The 18,622-nt window shown below is 57.6% G+C and carries 19 protein-coding genes; 12 read left to right on the top strand and 7 right to left on the bottom strand.

Annotated elements, in window-relative coordinates:
- Positions 1-6 precede the first annotated feature (6 nt).
- A complete protein-coding gene (locus ACN9M1_RS00440; protein ID WP_426396446.1) occupies positions 7-2,841 on the bottom strand; it encodes a type VI secretion system Vgr family protein in 2,835 nt (944 codons plus the stop codon).
- Positions 2,842-3,680: 839 nt separating this feature from the next.
- On the opposite strand from ACN9M1_RS00440, the gene ACN9M1_RS00435 reads away from it, so the two are divergent.
- From ACN9M1_RS00435 to ACN9M1_RS00425, 3 genes are all read left to right on the top strand, one after another.
- A complete protein-coding gene (locus ACN9M1_RS00435) occupies positions 3,681-4,862 on the top strand; it encodes a dsDNA nuclease domain-containing protein (protein ID WP_426396445.1) in 1,182 nt (393 codons plus the stop codon).
- Between the two features lie 33 nt (positions 4,863-4,895).
- Complete coding sequence (locus ACN9M1_RS00430) at positions 4,896-6,623, top strand: hypothetical protein (protein WP_426396443.1); 1,728 nt, start codon at positions 4,896-4,898, stop codon at positions 6,621-6,623.
- 247 nt (positions 6,624-6,870) lie between these two features.
- The gene (locus ACN9M1_RS00425; RefSeq protein WP_426396442.1) at positions 6,871-7,644 is read left to right on the top strand and encodes a hypothetical protein; all 774 of its coding nucleotides are present in this window, start codon (positions 6,871-6,873) and stop codon (positions 7,642-7,644) included.
- Positions 7,645-7,807: 163 nt separating this feature from the next.
- Here the strand turns inward: ACN9M1_RS00425 and ACN9M1_RS00420 are convergent, their stop codons facing one another.
- Positions 7,808-8,188, bottom strand: a complete 381-nt coding sequence (locus tag ACN9M1_RS00420) for a PHA-granule associated protein 4 (RefSeq protein ID WP_426396440.1) — start codon at positions 8,186-8,188, stop codon at positions 7,808-7,810.
- Positions 8,189-8,391: 203 nt separating this feature from the next.
- Between ACN9M1_RS00420 and ACN9M1_RS00415 the strand changes: the two genes are divergently transcribed.
- Positions 8,392-8,712: a hypothetical protein gene (locus ACN9M1_RS00415; RefSeq protein ID WP_426396439.1), complete on the top strand. Its 321-nt coding sequence runs from the start codon at positions 8,392-8,394 to the stop codon at positions 8,710-8,712.
- Between the two features lie 117 nt (positions 8,713-8,829).
- Here the strand turns inward: ACN9M1_RS00415 and ACN9M1_RS00410 are convergent, their stop codons facing one another.
- From ACN9M1_RS00410 to ACN9M1_RS00400, 3 genes are read right to left on the bottom strand one after another with little or no spacing between them, the layout of a single operon-like run.
- Positions 8,830-10,227 (bottom strand): ThiF family adenylyltransferase, encoded by a 1,398-nt coding sequence (locus tag ACN9M1_RS00410; RefSeq protein ID WP_426396438.1) that lies wholly within the window; start codon positions 10,225-10,227, stop codon positions 8,830-8,832.
- Positions 10,224-10,616, bottom strand: coding sequence for a hypothetical protein (locus ACN9M1_RS00405; RefSeq protein WP_426396437.1), 393 nt, complete (start codon positions 10,614-10,616; stop codon positions 10,224-10,226). Before ACN9M1_RS00405 ends, ACN9M1_RS00410 begins: the two co-directional genes overlap by 4 nt.
- Before the next feature lie 9 nt (positions 10,617-10,625).
- A complete protein-coding gene (locus tag ACN9M1_RS00400; protein WP_426396435.1) occupies positions 10,626-10,907 on the bottom strand; it encodes a multiubiquitin domain-containing protein in 282 nt (93 codons plus the stop codon).
- Between the two features lie 185 nt (positions 10,908-11,092).
- On the opposite strand from ACN9M1_RS00400, the gene ACN9M1_RS00395 reads away from it, so the two are divergent.
- Together ACN9M1_RS00395 and ACN9M1_RS00390 are read left to right on the top strand one after the other, a co-directional pair.
- Complete coding sequence (locus ACN9M1_RS00395) at positions 11,093-11,449, top strand: hypothetical protein (protein WP_426396434.1); 357 nt, start codon at positions 11,093-11,095, stop codon at positions 11,447-11,449.
- A gap of 22 nt (positions 11,450-11,471) precedes the next feature.
- A complete protein-coding gene (locus ACN9M1_RS00390; RefSeq protein ID WP_426396432.1) occupies positions 11,472-12,041 on the top strand; it encodes an ImmA/IrrE family metallo-endopeptidase in 570 nt (189 codons plus the stop codon).
- 383 nt (positions 12,042-12,424) lie between these two features.
- On the opposite strand, the gene ACN9M1_RS00385 is transcribed toward ACN9M1_RS00390, so the two are convergent.
- Entirely contained in the window at positions 12,425-12,577 is a 153-nt protein-coding gene (locus tag ACN9M1_RS00385; RefSeq protein WP_426398915.1) for a hypothetical protein, read from the bottom strand.
- A gap of 416 nt (positions 12,578-12,993) precedes the next feature.
- Here ACN9M1_RS00385 and ACN9M1_RS00380 point away from each other — a divergent pair, with 416 nt between their 5' ends.
- Together ACN9M1_RS00380 and ACN9M1_RS00375 are read left to right on the top strand one after the other, a co-directional pair.
- On the top strand, positions 12,994-13,257 hold the full coding sequence (locus tag ACN9M1_RS00380) for a hypothetical protein (RefSeq protein WP_426396430.1): 264 nt from the start codon (positions 12,994-12,996) through the stop codon (positions 13,255-13,257).
- Positions 13,254-13,460: a hypothetical protein gene (locus tag ACN9M1_RS00375; protein WP_426396428.1), complete on the top strand. Its 207-nt coding sequence runs from the start codon at positions 13,254-13,256 to the stop codon at positions 13,458-13,460. The genes ACN9M1_RS00380 and ACN9M1_RS00375 overlap by 4 nt, the downstream gene beginning before the upstream one ends.
- 462 nt (positions 13,461-13,922) lie before the next feature.
- On the opposite strand, the gene ACN9M1_RS00370 is transcribed toward ACN9M1_RS00375, so the two are convergent.
- On the bottom strand, positions 13,923-14,492 hold the full coding sequence (locus ACN9M1_RS00370) for a TetR/AcrR family transcriptional regulator (RefSeq protein ID WP_426396426.1): 570 nt from the start codon (positions 14,490-14,492) through the stop codon (positions 13,923-13,925).
- A gap of 338 nt (positions 14,493-14,830) precedes the next feature.
- Between ACN9M1_RS00370 and ACN9M1_RS00365 the strand changes: the two genes are divergently transcribed.
- The 4 genes from ACN9M1_RS00365 to ACN9M1_RS00350 all read left to right on the top strand — a co-directional run bounded on the left by ACN9M1_RS00365 (position 14,831) and on the right by ACN9M1_RS00350 (position 18,343).
- On the top strand, positions 14,831-15,424 hold the full coding sequence (locus tag ACN9M1_RS00365; RefSeq protein WP_426396425.1) for a TetR/AcrR family transcriptional regulator: 594 nt from the start codon (positions 14,831-14,833) through the stop codon (positions 15,422-15,424).
- A 94-nt stretch (positions 15,425-15,518) separates the two neighbouring features.
- Positions 15,519-16,223 (top strand): SDR family oxidoreductase, encoded by a 705-nt coding sequence (locus ACN9M1_RS00360; protein ID WP_426396423.1) that lies wholly within the window; start codon positions 15,519-15,521, stop codon positions 16,221-16,223.
- 99 nt (positions 16,224-16,322) lie between these two features.
- On the top strand, positions 16,323-17,324 hold the full coding sequence (locus ACN9M1_RS00355; protein WP_426398896.1) for an NADP-dependent oxidoreductase: 1,002 nt from the start codon (positions 16,323-16,325) through the stop codon (positions 17,322-17,324).
- A gap of 149 nt (positions 17,325-17,473) precedes the next feature.
- Positions 17,474-18,343: an alpha/beta fold hydrolase gene (locus ACN9M1_RS00350; RefSeq protein ID WP_426398895.1), complete on the top strand. Its 870-nt coding sequence runs from the start codon at positions 17,474-17,476 to the stop codon at positions 18,341-18,343.
- Positions 18,344-18,622: the final 279 nt, after the last annotated feature.

Raw genomic sequence — 18,622 nt, 5'->3', positions numbered from 1 at the left:
GGTGGATTAAAAGAGAACCTTGATGCCTTCTTGACTGGCTGTGTAGACGCGGGAGATACGCCCCTGCTCATCAGTCATGCCTTGTGCGAGGACGTTGCCTTTGGCGTCCTCAACGACATAGGGGTGATGGGGCAGAATCTCCTGAGTCTCCTTGTTGCGCAGCACGAATTGCTCGTCATAAGGCGGCTTCCCTTTGGGCAGGGTGTTGTTGACCTGAGCTCCGCCTGGACCCACGAGGTTGTGGTTGGCGCCCTTGAAAGTCACCATGCCGGGTGCGTGCAGCTCAATCGTCCCGTTCGTCACCTTGATTTGAGCGCCGGCGGCGTTAAGCAAGACGTGCTGCTTGGCCTCAACGGTGGCGCTCGCCTGGGTCGACGCAAAGGTGACCTGCTTCTCGGCTGCGAATGCTGCGCCACCGGTGCTCGCCGTCAAACCAACCTTGCCGGTTGCGGCGTGCAGAGCGATGCCTGGCGTCGCATCAGACGTCTGGCCAACCGCCTTCCCATGAGCGAACAGACTGATGCCTTCCGTTGAGGCCATGGCCAGGTTGCCGCCTGCGGCGACGTTGGCATCCTGTTTGGCGACGGCCGTGAGCTGTGTTGTGGCAACCAGAACAGCGTCTGCTGGTGTGGTGGCCAGGATACCCTTCGGGGCCGACACCTGCAGGTGCGGCTGGTTGTACGCGACAGCGCTGGCTCCTTGGCTACCGGTCTCGGCGTGACGTAAGACCTCAGTGGTGTGCCGAAGCTGTGCGAGCGCGGGAAGGTCCTTCGCGGAAGTTTCGTCAGCCAGCCCCGCTTTTTGCTTCCGCGCAGCATCGGCCAAGGACTCCGCGAGGTCACTGCTGGCCTCGATTTGATTGGCAGCATCCTCGCTATCCAGGAATGAGGCGCCGACATCTGCAGAGTGCGCGCTCAACAACAGTCCAGAGCCGGCGCGCATGCTGCCGCTGTCATCCGTTTCGAGGGCTGCGCCGTGGCCCAGGTCACCTTCGCGAGCGTTGTCCTTCTGGGCCTTGTGGTGGCCGAGCGTGAGTGCGCTCGCCGCTTGCGTCGTGGCAAGCTGAGTGCGACTCTGGCCAGCCGTGTCGTCGAACAGCAACTGGTTATGGCCGCCAGTGCCGTCTTGGCTGTTGCTCAGCGCCTGGGTCTTGATGCCCGACAGCACCGCATTGTGCGCATACGGCCCTTGGCTCTGGGCGTTCCCGGCAAACCAAGCTGGCGCGTTACCTGTGGCACCTGCTGCACCGGCCTGGTTCTGGTTGTACTGGGCATCGGTCTGGCCACTGCCGTTATAGGCGGCGCCAACGACAACCGGCCGGTCGATGTCCCCGTACGGGAATTCGACGAGCACTTCCTGACCCACGCGGGGTAAGGCGACACTACCCCAGTTTGGACCGGCTACCGGCGCGGCGACGCGAACCCAGCAGCCAAGGCTGGCGTCTGCACGGGCGTTGTCCTCGCCGGCGGGGTGCGCCTGTCGGCTCGCAGAGCGTGCGCCGCGCTGCCAATGGAATTGAATCTTGATGCGATGGTCGCGGTCGGTGTGGACGGGACCACCGGAGCCAACGACGAGCGCGGTCTGGGTGCCAACTACCGTTGGGCGCGGATGCAATTGCCGACCGTGCTCGTCCTGCAACTGAGGCCGGTACGGCACCTTGGATGAGATGACGGTGAACCGGTTGCGATAGAACGTCTGGTCCTGTGTATCGGCGCCTGCAGTCCCACCAAATGTTTGAGCGAGAACCTGTGCGAAACGCTCGTTGAAGTTGTTGCGTGCCTGATGGATGACGACCAGCGCAACGAATCGCTCGGCGTCGTCATGCCCATAGTGGTCCACGAGCGAGAAGGTCGTTGCTGGCGCTAGCGTCCGGACCGTCCCTGCGCCGTCGGTCTGCGCATTGCGGACCTCGATGGACTCCAACACGAGGCGTGCGGCGCGCTCGGCCTGCTTGCTGTCTTCGAACCAGTATTGACCCGGGTAGTCGGTGTCCTGCAGGGTGATTTGCTGGCTGCCATCCTGAGGCGACCCGAGCTCAGCTTTGCGGACGGTGTTGGCACGGTAGTCGGCACTCGAGAGCGACACAGCATTGGTCTGCCAGCGTGCCACCTCTGCCCAGCGGTCGATGACGTCTTCGTTCGCTGTGGCATCAGACCTGCCAAAGCGGATGGAGGTCTGAGCGTTGTCGGTGAAGACCTCATTGGCGTCCGCTATGACCATACGGTGCACGCCCAGTGACTCACCATCAGCCGCCTCGTGCTCGAAGTAGTAGAACAACCCCTCTTCGGCCAACAGCCGGGTGACGAAATCGAAGTCGCTTTCTTCGTACTGCGTGATGACGCTGCGACGCGTGTAGACCGAAGCATCGCGAAGCGACCAGCGCCAGGCTGGTACCAGCCGGCCCTGACCACTGTAGTCGCCGAACACGCTGTCGATGACCTCAATGACCGACATGTCCTGGAATAGGAAGCTGTCCTGGCGATAGCGCAAGAACGCCAGCCATGGCTCGATGACCATTCGGTAACGGGCCAAGCCGCCGTTGGCTTCGACCTGTTCGAAGCGGGTGACGTGACCGTGAAAGGGACGCAACGCGCTGCGGCTCTGCTGCGTCAGCAGGTCGACCCGAACGGCCTGGCCAAGCAACTTGGAAGCGTCGAGATTGGCTTCGTCTGAGAGCACGCTCAACTCCAGCCGGAAGCCTCCATCATCAAGGCATTCGCGCACATGGAGCCTCTCCGGCAGTAGCACGTTCGAGCCAAGCGGTGTGTGTAGGCGCAGCAATCGATTGGCTTGCGTGCAGGTCTCGCGCAGCAGGCTCGCAAGCTCGGTCATCGAGACCATGTTCTCCCCAGCTATGTTAAATATGCTGGGCTACGTACGGTCGTTGATGGCCCGAAAAACTGGCCCAGCACAAGATTTTTGCGCTGCAAATACTAGAGGATTGACGTGTTACGAACATCCCTATTAGGGATGTTTCGTGCTGAACGTTTTGAAGACCTGTTTTGCCGGAAAGTAGAAGACAGCTATCGCTCTGCATCGCCCTTTTGGCTACCACGTGGAACTCCGGCGACTCGCGTAGGCCAGCACGTAGGTCGTCCACGTGACTATGGACGAGCACTATGGGCACCGCGAATCCAACACAATCCCCCGCTCAGAGCGCGCCGTCGGCCGTAAGGTCACCTGGGGGATGCTGTATCCCGTGCGGGTTCGGACGACCGTGAGCCCGCGCCGCATGCCTTGGAACACATTTCTACCTAGTCCCTTTGACCGAACGCTGGGCGTAGTGCAGCCTGCGGGTGAGATGGCCGTGGACGCTCGCAAAGATGTTCGGCGATTTACCAGACCTCCCGCTGTGCACCCACGCCACGTCCCTCACTGGCTTTCCCAAAGTGCGTTGTAATTTTTCCTACAGCTCGGATGTTAATCAGCGGTTGCCGCATAATCCTCGTAGCGACTCATTCGGATGCTTTTGGTAGTGCGAATCGTTTTAAGCAGATTTGAATTTTTTTAAAATCTCTGGACACCCCTCCTCTGGGGTAAGACAAAGAAAGGAGTGGGGCCTTGCGGACCAGCTTATCCCAAGGCAGCAGCTTTACTGCAGGACCGCCCCTCTGAGTGGGCAGGTGCATATAAATAACAGAGCAAACTCGCTGCTAGAGGGCGGCGACGTGGGAGGGGGCTTGACTACATCGTCTGGCGCAACGGAGATGTTGATAGTTGCGAATAAACCGGGGCTGACTGAATCGGGCGGAGGTCATAACACGAAAGGCGTAGATTTTCAGCGCTGGTGGGCGATACTCCGCATGGTCGAGATGGAGGCGGAGGGCCACTCAGACTATCTGCTTCTGTTCGAAGCAGTCCAAGACGTGACGGAGCTTGATTCGAGCACTACGCCGACGAAGGCTCGCATATACCAAGTAAAAAAGAAGGACCGCGGCGAATGGTCTTGGTCTACTTTGACCGGCACTACAGAGCCTAAAACCCCCAAAAAACCCAAGGCGAAAGGCACCGCAGCAAAGGCAAAGCCTGCTACGCCTCTTTTGCTTGAAAAGATAGCCAGCAGCGCGTTGGGCAAGCTGCATATTAGCTTGGCAGAATTCAGTGCGTTAGATGCTGAGGCCTTTTTTGTTTCGAACGCAGGTTGTGACATCCCCCTTTTATCTGGTACGAATGCTGCGACAGCGATGCCCTGTTCCGCCGCGGAATTCGCTGCCGAGCATTTAGCCCTTTTGAGTAAAGCGCTGCAGTCAATATCTGGGACTGGTAAACCGATTCCAGACTTAAAAAAGCTTTCCGTAAAAAGGGTGGCAGTACACCCTGATGCGCCCGAGGACTACGTAGTAAAGGCGGCATTCGACTTACTAGGTAAGCGCAGTGCTCCGCATGCCAGCCAAGCCGGAGCATTTGTAGACGCTTTGTTTATAAAGGTTGCTCCATTAGGTCGGCGAACGGCTACGTGCTCAACTTACGAGCAGCTTGTGGCGCAGCGGGGGTTTTCCAGAGCCGATTTCTTGTCCGCTTTGGGCGAGCTTCAGAATGTGCCCGACGTAGCAGGCAACCTAGAGCATTGGTTGCTCCAACTACAGGTGGAAGGTTTGGGGTTCATGGAAGTCACAAGGCTCCGCACGCGCGCGGCTAATATCCTTCGAGAACAGCTTACAGGCACCTTGCCAAACATCGCCAAAGACGTTGACGCTGCCTGCGATTCCTGGGTAGCTACGAACAAATGCGGTTCTTCACCGAAACAATACCTTGAGGCCGGTGCTGCTGCAATGAAAGGACTCTTCAGCACTCAGCCCGAAGAAGAACTAATGGCGAGACTTCTAATTAGAGCTCTGAAAAGATGCGTGGACCCGAACTGAGACTACTTGTTCGTAGCTTAAGAACAAAAAATTATGAAAAGCTTCCGATTCGAAAACATCTGGCTGCTATCACATCAAGCAAAGAAGGCGAAGCACATCAATTTTCACCCGAAGAAGAACTTAGTGGTAGGGAGGAACCATACAGGGAAGACGAGCCTGATTCGGACCCTGTTTGAGACCTTAGGTGCAAAGCCGCACGGAAAGCTCGAATTTTGGGATGATAGTACGGTGTCCGTACTTGAGTTTGTGGTGGATGAGAAGCACTTCTATGCTGCGCATCAGAGCGGAAGAAGAGCGCTATTTAATTCTAATCGCGAGCTGATTGTCGCCACGTCGAATTTCCAAGAGTGGTCCAGAGCGTTTTGCGATGTAACTGAATTCAACTTGGTCTTCTTAGATAAGACCGAGTCTGTGATAACGCCCGCGGACCCTGCTTGCTTTTTCGTTCCATTCTACATAAATCAAGATGGGAGCTGGCAGTCGGAATGGGGGACTTTCGATGCGTTGAAGCGATTGCGAGCCCCATATGGCGCGATTCTCGAGTATTTTACGGGCGTTTGCCCGCCTGATTACTACACTGCACGCGCGGAAAGGGGCAAGGAGACGATGGTGCTGGAGGAGCACCGTCGGGAATTAAAGCTTCTCGAGCGTGCAATGGATAAATTCAACCAAGCACTGCCATTATTTGGGCCGAAAATTAGCCCTTGGGCTTTTGAGGCTGAGATTAAAGTGCTAACACGAGAGGTAGGCGAGTTGAACGCGAAGCAGGAGGAGCTTCGCGATGCCGCCGTTCGTGAGCAAGAGCTACTTGCGAGTATTGAACAGCAGGTCAAGTTGGCCGACGACGCGTTAGCTGGTCACGACCACGACGCCAGTTATCTGCGACGTGAAGGAACCCCGAGTCTTGTTTGTCCAACATGTCACGCTGAGCATACGAAGTCATTCCTTGATTTACTTGAGTTCTCCGAGGATGCACGGGTACTTCGCGAGCTGTGTGGCCGTCTTCGTGACGATGCCGATATTGTTCGGCGTCGATATTTGGACCTGCAATATAAAATTAAAAATCTCGACGAGGACTATCAGAAAATTGCATCACTGCTGAATACCCGAAAGGGCGACTTAAAGCTGCAGGATGTAGTACGTAGCATGGGGGCTGAAAACGCGCTGGCTGTGTTCGAAGGTGAGCGTAGTGAGCTACTGGAGCAAATCAAGCAAGCCCTGGCGCGAGTTGACGCCTTCGACCGGAAAATGAAGACGCTGCGTACTTCCAAGAAAACACGGGAGATTCTTGAAGAATTTCGCACGCACTATACGGCGAATCGGGTCGCTCTTCAGTTGCCGGTCATTGATGCGTCAAAGATGAAGCTTACTAGCCGTCCCGACTTGTCTGGAAGTGGAGGACCCCGTTCAATCCTCGCCTACTACTCCGCACTTTGGCGAACATGCCAAGGCGTAGCTGGCACATACAGTGTCCCTATTGTTATCGACTCTCCGAATCAGCAGGCGCAGGATGACATCAATCTGCCGGCGGTTTTGAAGTTTATTGCAGAGAAACTACCCACCGGAATGCAGCTAATTGTGGGCTTAGAGAATCCCACGGAGTTCGCGTTCGACAGAGTGTTCCAGCTCACGACGAAGTACTCACTGCTGGGTGAAGAGGATTGGGACAGGGTGCGGGAGGTCGTCGAGCCCATGCTCAAGGATATGTACGACCAACTGCTATTCGCGAAGCTGTCCGAGAGCGACGATGAGCAAGTATAAGGGAGGGCAGTCATGGACGCGGGCGAGGGTTCTTTGTCCTCAAGGAACCTTGCACGCGAACCAGCACAATCCGGTGAAAGCGTGCCGTTCCTGGCCCGGACTGGCGCGCCCCGAAGGCGGGTGATTCACAGGTAAGTGCTTGGGCGACTGCCGTGCGACGCCGCTGCAGGTACGTCTATGGTTCCATACTTGAGTGGCCTCGCACCGCGGCGAGGTGAAATTTCTTTGAAATGCTCCGGAGATAGTCTTGAACATTGCAGACAGTCGACAATTTATAAAATCAGCCAAATCGAATCCAGAGAATTTCTTTCTTATCCACTATTCCTGCCAAAGCCTAAATGATGAAAATGAGGCGCTGTCGCCCCGCATAACTTCCATCGCGATAAATCATTTTGCTACAGGTCAATCGGTCAGCTTTTCAACGCATTCTATTGCGGAGGAATTGAAGATTCCGCGTGGCGATGTAATCACAAGATTCGATGAAGTTGAGATTGAGTTGTTAAATGAATTCTATAAATTTATTAGGGACCGTCGCGATAAATATTGGGTGCATTGGAATATGCGGAACCTTACATTCGGCTTTGAGCATTTGGAGCACCGTTTTCGCGCACTAGGTGGCAGGGATGCATGCGTCATTGCTGTGGAACGAAGACTGAACTTGAATGACCTGATAGTGGACCGTTACGGGGCGGACTATGCTATCCACCCGAAAATGATTTCACTAATGGAAATGAATGGGGGCAGGCACCGAGACTTTCTCAATGGAAAGGAGGAGGCCGAAGCGTTCTCCAACAAAGAATTTTTGCGCATGCACAATTCAACACTTTCAAAAGTGGGTTTTTTTAGTTCGGCAATACGGAAAATGGTCAATGGAAAGCTTAAAACTGCGTCCAAAGGCTTTGGCGTTGCGCTGGATAGGATATTTGAAAGTAGAGTTGCAAAAGCAGTGGGCCTGTTTGCGACTGTTATCAGTTTATTTGTGGCCCTTTGGCAGGCGGGCCTATGGCTCGGTGGAAAGTAGGGTGTTAACTGGTCGCCGGATGAGAACGTTTCAGAGTGAATTATTTTAACTGATAACTGGCCGTCACTTATCAACCACAAGTGGCTTGTAAAGACGTGGTACCAGCGCGCCCTGTGTTTATCTTAGGTTTGCTACAAAAAAGCCCTTTCCCATTTCCACAGCGCTATTCATCCCACACCGCATCGACCCCTCGCAGCAGGTGACCTCCAAGAACGTAGTCGCCACACCGTTCCGCTTTTGCCTCGAGCTTTTCCAGTTCCTCTTGCGGCAATCGGTCCAAATCAAATTGGCAGTAGAGGTTCCGCTGTCGGAACGTGGCTTTCGCGCGCGCAAGTCCCGCAACCAGCGCTGCCGGCGATTTGACCACGATGCTCTCGTGGCCTCGGAATTCGACACGAACGCCAACTGCTCGGCCGAGCCGGCCCAACCCAACTGCGTCTTGCCAGCCTGATTCGTAGTCGAGTTCGATGGCTGCGACATCGCCCGAGCCCACCAGACGTAGCGCCTCCTCCTTGCTGCCGGCACGCGCGACAGTTGTCGCCATCGGGCCGGTGCGCGGGGTTCGCGAGGGCATGCGTACCACCTGTGTCGTTTGCATCATGGTCTGAGAGAGGGTTGGAGTCGCTTTGCGAGATGCCATCAGCACTCACTGTGATTGCCGGAGGCGCATCCTTCACATCGAAGCCTCTCTCGTTGACGAGATGTTTTCGGCCTTGGATACTGTGCAAATATACAGTGTTCCGAGCCATGGTAGCACGTGACTTTTCCGCCCCTGCAACTCACCGCAAGAAGCTTTCTTCGGCAGCGCTCCGCGCCATATGGCAGAGCAACCCCACGCCCGAGGTCCGCGACTTGTTGTGGGAAATCTATCGCCTGCAGGACATCGCAAGGCAGGCGTACGCCATCCTCACGCTAGCCCGCATATGGGGCATCGATAAGCCTTTCCTGACGAGATTGAATGCGCTGGATTCCGCGCTGTTTGCGGAGCCCGCCTTATGGGAGCGACCACTGAGTTGGTCGACCGAGGAAGAACAGGCGTTGAAGCGCTTGTCGCGGGGCCGGCGGTAGCGTTACCGCTTCGGGGGATTACGGAATGTCGTTTCCGCTACGGCGCCGCTTCCCGCCGCTCACCAGAAAGCGCCTGCAGGAGATTCAGCTACAGTACGGCCACGAGCTGCGCTCCAGTCAGTCCAGGGTCACCACTCGCTTTGCCGCGCTGACACCGAAGTACGAATCAGGTAGCGCCCTCGAACAGAACGGACAATCGACGCTACTGGTCGGCTCCACCAGCTCTCGCTCACCCTCGAGCAGGTCCAGCAACGTATAGTCGGTCGCGGCCTCATGAACTGGAGCGGGTGTCGCGTAGTACCGCAAAAACTCATTCAGCGCGCGACCGGCGACCTCAGCATTGAACGTCACCACGGCCGGATTGTGAATCTTGGTCCCGTATCTTTCTGCATCACGTTGCTCTTGCGTTTTGCTGGCATCCGCTAGTGCAACCCGGTCGATGAGCCCATTGCACCACAAGCAGCCCCGCCCAGGCCGTACGTGGCGAATGGCGCCAAAAACACCGTCCAGCCGGCCGGTCGAGTCCACGTGAACTTTGCTCCCCACCTGCACCATTGGGACAAAGTATTGGTGTGCGAGCGCGTTGCATGTCAGGCGGGCCTCCGCCGTGTCCGCTGCCAAAAAAACAAAGTCGCATTCGAGCAGAGCACGGTGCGCATCACCATGCGCTACATCAAGCGAGAGCGCAGCCACGGTCGCGTCCGGCGCAATGCTATGTATCAGCCGCCTAGCGATATTCACCTTTAGCGCACCCTGCTTAGTTGCAGTGGGCAAATCGCGAGGCAGAGCCCCGTGCACCCTGGAATAGTTGCTTACGTCGATACGGTCCGGGTCAAGCAGAACAAAGTTGCGAATGCCTAAGCGGACGAGCGGTTCAATCAATTGCGAACCGAGACCGCCCACGCCCACAATGCCAACGGTCGCGTGTGCAAGCAGCCCTTGCCCGCCTGCTCGTAGGAAAGGCAGTTGTCGGTCGAAGTGCTCGTCGTATACCGCTTGCGGCGCGTAGCGGGGTGAAGCCCAAAGATGGCGAACCCAGCGCCCCAGGACACGAGCTGTCTCAAGCTGCAGCCTTGCGCCATCGGGCATCCATAGGTCCACTTCCACGCTTCCAGTGCCAAAGACTGCGGCGCCCACGGGCAATCCGCTGTTGAGCCGTGCAAGCGTCGGATAACCGTACTCGTGCGATGCCATGTCGACACGACTGAAACTCACGGCATCGTCGGAGAAATGATTGTGGATAGCGATGTAAGCGAGCCGTTGTTGTTTCGCCTGCGAGAGGGCGTCTTCTATGAAGAGTGGTTCGAGCCGACCATGAAGTTGCGGACTGACCGTGTAGTCGACGCCGTCGCGCGCAGCGAGAAACTGCGCGGTGGTTAGTACCGTCCGTCCATCACGGGTGTGCCAGCCACACAGGAGCACACCAGCGTGCTCTTGGCTGTCTCCCGGGAAAAGGTGTCGTTGCACGTCCCGGAAGATAGCCGGGCTGAAAAGCAAGCGGGCGCTTCGGGTCATCGTGCCAACTCCTTGACGTGATGCAGCACTTTGACGAATTTGAGCGCTGCTGCCTCAACGGTGGCCTGCAGGCTGTTCGTCCGCCGCGATACCTGGAGTGCGGCGCGGCCTGCAAAGGTGTGCGGGCCCGAAATCGGCGCCGGATGGGGCTGCGCATCGGCGCGAACGACGTCTCCGCCAATGAACAGCGGATAAATGTCGGCAAAGGGCAATGCCGACGTCAACTGCGCCCCCAGCCAAGTTGAGCCCGGCACATATCCCGCGCCCAACTCCACGGGCTCCACGATGACGGTGCCCCCACCGCCGCTGTCCGGGGTGAAGACTACGTTTGCCTGAGGGAAATGCCCCCTCAGCAAAGCCAATATCTGCTCAATCGCCGGGTTGCCCATGACATCACCTTAGCTATTGTCGTCAGCTGGGATAGCCTTGAAGACCATACCGTCGTGGACGGCAAGGGTCTCGTCGTCGCCGATGACCTTCGAGGCTTCACCAGGCCGCTTCAAGATGAGCTGGAAGCTCGGTTGGATGACCACCCCCTGTGCGATTGCGGCCGCCTTGATTTGCGAACCGGTCAGCCGACGTTCATTCAACACAACGGGCTGGTCGTTGACCTCGACCGTAATCGAGACCACATGGTGTCCGTTACCGCCGGCGACATTGACTAATTGCTGCTCGTCCATGGTGCGTCCTCTGCTATCGAACGGTGAGCCCGTTATTGCGCTTTCGGGCAAAAATTGCTAAAAAGCAATTGACGGAGGAAGTGTATCCACCGCCAGTTGCTCAAGTCAAGCAAGGTTGCTAAAAAGCAATTAGGGGAAAGACTCTAGAGCGTCATACCCCACCCACCCCTAGAGAAGGAGCGCCGATGAACAAACAAGACTTTGATGCCGATGCGTTCTACGAGGCGCTGGACCGAGAGGTCCGGACCCGAGACACAACGTGGCGTCAGGTCAGCAGTGAGACCGGAGTGAACGCAACTACACTCACTCGCATGGGACAGGGCCGCAAGCCGGATGCCGCAAGCTTGGCCGCTTTGTCGGCCTGGGCAGGCCTGAATCCGGCAGAGTTCATTCGAAAGCAAGTAGTCCAAGCTGCCAGTGCCCAAACACTCAACAAGGTATCGCTGCTGTTCCGCCAGGACCCATCATTAACCAGCGAAGCACGAAAACAGCTAGATAGCATTGTCGAGGCCGCATACCAGAGCCTTCGGAAGAGGGGCTGATGCCCCCATCGTCAATAGACCAATGAGCAAGTTCGCACGGGGGTTTAAGAAGGATTGCGAGCGCATCGTTGCATCGTTGCGCGAGGAACTTCGCTTGCCCGAATTCGAGCCCATCGACATGACGGCGCTCGCAGCCCATCTCGACATCCCCTTAGCGGCCCTTCGCGACTGTGTAACTCATAGCCATATACCCAGCGACCCCGCGCACCTGAGCGAAATCTATGACAAGGTTTCGGCATTCACCATCTTTGACGGGCAGCACCGGAGCGTCGTCTATAACGACCGTCACAGCATGCCACGTCATCGCTCCAACCTCGCACATGAATTCGCGCACGCGCTTTTATTACACCCTCCGGAAGGAAGTGCTGATGCGGCGCAAGAGCGACTGCACGAGCGGGAGGCAGCTTGGCTCGGCGGCGTTCTTCTGTTGACTGACAAGCAGGCACTTCAAGTCGCTGCTTCCGGCCTCTCTCACGATGAAGCCACCAAGCGCTTCGCAATCAGCCACGAGATGCTGACCTATAGACTCAACGTGACTGCAGCCATCCGGCGAACACGTAGCGGCGGTTTCATCGTCCGGCAGCAGGGCTGACCGAAACGTAGCTCAGAAGGCCGTAGCTCGCGGAATTAGAAAGCGCCCATACCCCTCAATGGTGGGCGCAGGAAGAAGCTGCTAAGTTGAGTAGAAACCGAACTTCGAGCAGATAGTCGGCGAACTGCGCATTCCGCGATGTATGTAGCATGATGCGCGAGACGAGTTCGGTCAGCACTCGGCGCGTTCGCGATGGGCGGCAGCGAAAACCAGCCGGCACAAAGCCGGACCTTTGCCACGCCAATGTGGCGTTTCAATTAGTTATTGCGCCGCCCGGAAACCCAATATTCGCAAGGGATGCCGGGACAACGGCGCAACAACTTCGGAAACGCGGCGCAACAACTATTTCAAACCGCTAGCTGAACTGACAGCGGCCTCGCTGATTACTCCACCGTGACCGATTTTGCGAGGTTCCGCGGCTTATCCACATCTGTGCCGCGCGCCAGCGCGGTGTGATACGCCAGCAATTGCAGCGGCACCACGCGCAGGATCGGCGAGAGTTGGCCGTAGTGCTCCGGCACGTGGATTGCGCGCAAAGAACACCGCGTTGATGGCGCCGGCGAAGGCGCCTAAAACACCCGGTGCCCGATATGGAAACGCGTGTGCCGAGATCACGACGCGCACAAAAACTGCATGCCGTTTTTTTAATTCCACCCACGCGAGATCAAAGAAAACTTCACAGCGGCATGCATTGAAGATTTTCCAACGTCGACCTACGCTGAAGCTCGAATTTACCAACGGCCCGCAATTTCTCTCCCTCCAGCGTATTGAAGGATCCGGCTTTTCGCGCTTCGCACGTCAATATTAGGCACACACTTAATTCAGGCAATCAACGCATGCCTGCATTGATCACCAAAAACAAAGGGGGACATTTCATTGGATTGCAAAACCGTGCGCCCATTTTGGTGGCGCATTCTCATTCATTTCCTCTAACTCGTATTAGGGTGGTTTTATGGCCTTTAACAATGTAGGACCACTGACACTGCTCAACCCCGGCCAGACGGCGTACTGGTGGTACACCCGGAACAACGGCGAAGACTTCGGCACGCAGTTCGCCAGCGCCGATATCAAGACGCCCAACTCCGGCGCCGTGCACCTGGCCAACGATCAACGCAAGGAGAAGGACAACGCCGGACACACAACGTATTTCGTGTCCATCACGAACCAGGGGCCAGGCGTCTGCTGGCACAACCTTCAAGGTGGGGGGATGGTATGAAGATCACCGTCGTCGTCGATGCCAAGGGCACGCTGGTTGCCGCGCAGCAGCACAACGGCCAGAGCAAGGAGGCAGGACTGGTGGCTGGCCCGGGTCAGAAGGTGCACGAGCTGGACGTGCCCTTGCAGGAACAGGACTTCAAGGATGCGCAGCTGTTCGTGAGCAAGCTCACACCGCACATCCAGAACATCCGGGTGCACTGAGGAAGCGCCCACCAAGCAGCGCATGAAAAAAGCCAGGCGTAGCCCTTTGAAACAGTTGCTGCGCCACGCTCTCTAAGTTGTTGCGCCGGAGGCTGCAGAAGCGATCCCGGCGCAGCTTCCCTCTGCGCAAGCCATCCACCTAGAAGCAGCTCAAAGCGTCCGGAAACTCGTCATTGCCGGAACGAAAACCCGGATTTGCAATAGTGATTGCGACATCCGCACCGTTATCCGCCCGGCGACCGCAGGACCGCAGCGAGTTTGGCTCCCTTGCGACGCCGCCACCCCAAGTGCCAAAGCGTTGAGCGAGAGGATTGTTCTCGCTCAAGACATCCTTCTGAAGGAAGAGGTCAGTCGTCACTCAGCGAGCTAAACGATAGTGGTGGACTGCGCGCCGGACTAACACCGACGACAGGGAGCACCCTGCCGGAGAAGACATTCAGAAAACGCGGGCAGGCGGGACGCTCAAGTGATGGACTTCAACGCAGCCGCACGTAGTGCGTCGGAAAGCTTGGGGTCGTCGACGGCACGTGCAAGCGTCAACGTGCCGACCATCATCGCAACGGTGACCAAGGCGCGTTCGTGCGCACTCGGTTGCCCCCAATCTGGCAACTGTCGGGCAACGAGATCGATCATTTCCTTGATGCGACGCGTTGCAGCACGTCTGACCTCTGGCGCCTGACGCGGCATTTCTGAGGCCAGCGCGGCTGTGCCACAGCCGTTTTCCACACCTTCGACGTGCTCCTTTGAGAGATACGCCTGCGCCATAGCCCGCAGCACATTCTGAGGTGGCGTGGTGGCAGCGATGTGCTCCATCAACGCCACCCCTTCTGCCCCGGCGCGATCGGCCGCCTCAGCAAGCATCGCTTCACGCGATGCGAAGTGTGCATAGAAGCCTCCGTGCGTGAGCCCGACATCCTTCATGATGTCGGACACGCTGGTGCCGTTGTAGCCGCTTCGTCTAATTGCACGCGCAGCGGCCCCCACGATGCGCTCGTGAGTGATTTCTTTGGAAGTCGGGGTAGATCTCTTCATATGATGACCAGCATATTCGAATGCTTACTGCGGAGCAAGGAAGTATTCGCCCAGACGACTTGACCGTAAAGAGATCGCTAAGCGCCCTCACCGCTCTGCTGCAAGCGGGGGACACGTAGATTGCAGACTGAGCGGTCCTATGTAGGGCACAGCTCTAACGTTATTTTCCCTCCTCCCCACGGCCACAAAGGATCTCCGGCGCTTCCCGCCCCTTCACTTGTGCCGGTCGGCACACCAGACGCACGGGATAGGCCCGTGCGCAGTGCCGCGCCACAAACTCACCTTGACAGTGGATGGCTCGTTTCATATGATGACTATCATATATCCGGTGCCAATCAATGAAGCCCACGTTCAACAGCCGCAAGAAAGACACGCACGAGCGCATCGTGGCTGCGGCTGCACATGCCATTCGCAGCCACGGCTACGCTGGGGTGAGCGTGGCAGAGGTGATGAAGAAGGCGGGATATACGCATGGCGGCTTCTACGCGCACTTCAAATCGCGCGATGCGCTGCTTGTGGAGGCGCTTAACTGCGCTAGCCAAGATATTGCTGTCGAGGCGGCGCGCGTGGCGCGGCTGCGCGTTGGCACGGGTGCTAGCGAATTTCGGTGTCTTGTCGAAGCTTATCTTGCCGATCAATACCTTGGCACGCTGGAGAACGGCTGCCCCATCGCTGCGCTGGCCGCCGAAATGCCGCGGCAATCGCTGGCTGTGCGTGGTGCGTCTATGGCGAGGGTGCACCAACTCATCGCAGCCGTACGTTCAACACTTCCCGAATCGTACCGCGCGTTGGCGAGCGTGATTACAGGCTCGCTAGTGGGCACGTTGCAGCTTGCCCGTGCCCTGGGTGATACCCCGCAGGGGCGCGAAGTGCTCTCGGCGGCCCGTGAATCGCTCCTCCAACTTTACGACACGTCTGCACCCGCTCACTGAAATACTCGACCGCTTTCAGGTCAACACTTTTGCTCGCGCATAAATATGATGATCATCATATTTTAACCAATCCGACTTACCAAAGGAGCCCCTCATGAAAATTGAAAACGCTGTTGTTCTGATCACCGGTGCCAACCGCGGCATTGGCCTCGCCTTCGCACGCGCGTTGTTGGCCCGTGGCGCCCGCAAGGTGTACGCCGGCGCGCGTGACCCATCTACGATCACGCAAGCAGGCGTGGAACCGCTGCGGCTGGACGTCACCAAGCCCGCAGAAGTTGCGGCGGCCGCTGCGCATGCCAGCGACGTGACGTTGGTGATCAACAACGCCGGCATCGCGCAACTCGGTGGCTTTCTCGCGCACGACAGTGAGGAAATCTCTCGCCGACTGTTCGAGACCAACTTCTTCGGCATGCTGCAGATGAGCAAGGCCTTCGCGCCAGTACTCCGGGCCAATGGCGGAGGTGCGCTTCTCAATGTGCTGTCTGTGGCTTCGTGGGTCAACGGGGGCGAGCTGGCGGCCTACTCAGCGAGCAAGTCGGCGGCATGGTCGCTCACCAATGCGCTGCGTAACGAGTTGGCAGCACAGAAAACACAGGTCCTGGGCTTGCATATGGCCTACGTCGATACCGACCTCACGCGCGGCATCGACAGCCCGAAGAGCAGCCCTGAGGACATCGTCCGGCATGCACTTGACGGCCTCGAAGCCGGCCTTGACGAAGTTCTGGCCGATGCACTGACGCAGCAGGTAAAGCAAAGCCTGGGGGCACCACGTCCCCTCTACCTCCCCCAAGCCTCCTAAGGCCCTCAATCGATACAAAGGCTCATCACGCTTTTTGAGCCGGCAACGACCATGACCATAGCCAAGCAAACGCCCGCGCAGCACCACCCCGGAAACAGGATGAAGGCATTTATCGTCGATCGATATGGGAGCAAAACCGGCCTGCGATTCGGCGAGGTGCCAATTCCAGAGCCGCGCGAAGACGAGGTGCTGGTCCAAGTTCATGCTGCTGGCGTGAACCTGCTCGACTCTAAGGTCACAAGCGGAGAGTTCAAGCTCCTCCTGCCCTACCGCCTCCCGTTCGTCATGGGTCACGACGTCGCTGGGGTGGTGGTCAAAGTCGGGGCTCAAGTACGGCAGTTCAAAGTTGGCGACGAGGTCTACTCCCGGCCAGACGACTTTCGAATTGGCGCCTTCGCCGAGTACATCGCGATTCGAGAAAGTTCGCTGGCGCTCAAGCCCAAGGCACTCAGCATGGAGGAAGCCGCCTCCATTCCGCTGGTGGGGCTGACCGCATGGCAGGCGCTGGTCGAAAAAGCAAAGCTGAAGAAAGGGCAACGGGTCTTCATTCAGGCCGGCTCTGGAGGCGTCGGGACATTCGCCATCCAGTTGGCCAAGCATCTTGGCGCGACCGTCGCTACGACGACAAGCACCGCCAATGTTGGGTTGGTGAAGAGCCTTGGTGCAGATGTCGTTATCGACTACAAAAAGCAGGACTTCGAGAACGTCTTGCACGACTACGACGTGGTCCTGAACAGTCAAGACGGCAAGACACTCAGCAAATCCCTCCGCGTGCTCAAAGGCGGCGGAAAACTCATCTCCATCTCCGGACCACCTGACCCGGAATTCGGCAGAGAAATCGGGGCACCCTGGTTCGTCAGGTTGGTCATGCGGATGTTCAGCGCCGGTATCAGGCGAAAAGCACAACGCCGCGGAATCAACTTTTCTTTCCTCTTCATGAAGGCGGCTGGAAACCAGTTGCGCGAGATCACGCGTCTCATTGATGCGGGGAATATCCGCCCCGTGGTGGATCGAGTCTTCCCATTCGAGTCGACCAACGAGGCCATGGCCTACGTCGAAACGGGGCGGGCGAAGGGAAAGGTCGTCGTCAAGATCAAATAGCCGCCAACTGCCCCGCTTCGAATGCTCGAATCTTGGAAATCAACGCAATGCGTCATCTACTGAAAACAAGCCTGCTCGGACTCACTCTGGCAGCAACACTCACTTCATCGACAGCAGGAGCCGCTGAGACCCCGACAGACGGGGCGCAAATGCGCCCGCCGCTGGCAATGCAGGCACAAGAGGTCAGTTGGAAGACCGTGCCAACGCAAACCATCACGGCAGGCGGCGTGGACTTTGCATACCGGGAACTCGGCAGGCAGCACGGTGGCACGCCGGTCGTGTTTCTTACCCACTTGGCCGCCGTGCTGGACAACTGGGACCCTCGCGTCGTAGACGGCTTTGCGGCTGCACATCACGTTGTCGCTTTCGATAATCGCGGGGTGGGGGCTTCCAGCGGCACGCCGTCGAAATCGATCGAGGAAATGGCTGACGACGCCATCGTCTTCATCAAGGCGATGGGGTTCAAGCAAGTGGATCTCTTCGGCTTCTCGATGGGCGGAATGATTGCGCAGGAAATCGCGCTGAAGGAGCCCCAACTCGTACGCAAAATGATTCTCGCGGGCACCGGGCCCGCTGGCGGCGAAGGCATCAGCACGGTCTCCGGCGTGACGTTCTACGACATGGCGCGAGGCTTCTTCACCGGCCAGGATCCGAAGCAATACCTCTTCTTCACGCGCACGCCAAACGGCATCGAGGCAGGAAAGGCATTCCTGGAGCGTCTGAAGGAGCGCTCGGAAAACCGCGACAAGGAGATCAGCGTCACGGCGTTCCTGGCTCAGCTAGAGGCGCTGCGCGTCTGGGGGCTGAAAGAGCCGGCGGATCTGTCGGCCGTGAAGATTCCCGTGTTCGTTGTCAATGGCGAAAGTGACCGGATGGTTCCGACCAAGAACTCGCAGGACCTCGCACGGCGCCTACCGAACAGCAGCCTCCTCATCTATCCCGATTCCGGCCATGGCGGGGTGTTCCAGTACTACGCCGACCTTGTGCCCAAGGCACTCGAGTTTCTTGATAGGCACTGAATTCCGGTTCAACGCGGAGATACCAACATGACCGCCACCCACGCCTAACGAAAACGGTGGTTTTGGCAAAGACAGAAAAAAGGAGAACAACGTGTCCAACCCGATAGAACGTGGCAATGCAACATACTCCGAGCAGCAAACCGACCTGTTTGGCAAATGGGTCAAACATTTCGGAGCGGTTGACGCGCAGCAACTCGATCTTGGGACGTTGATAGCGATCCACGCACTGGTAGTAACCGGCTCGGCACCGTGCGCTCCGGAGCAAAGACGATCATCTGC

This window comes from Ralstonia sp. R-29 (assembly GCF_049913345.1).
GTDB lineage: Bacteria > Pseudomonadota > Gammaproteobacteria > Burkholderiales > Burkholderiaceae > Ralstonia.
The sequence above is the reverse complement of the archived record's forward strand: the minus strand, read 5'-3'. Positions and strand labels throughout refer to the sequence as shown.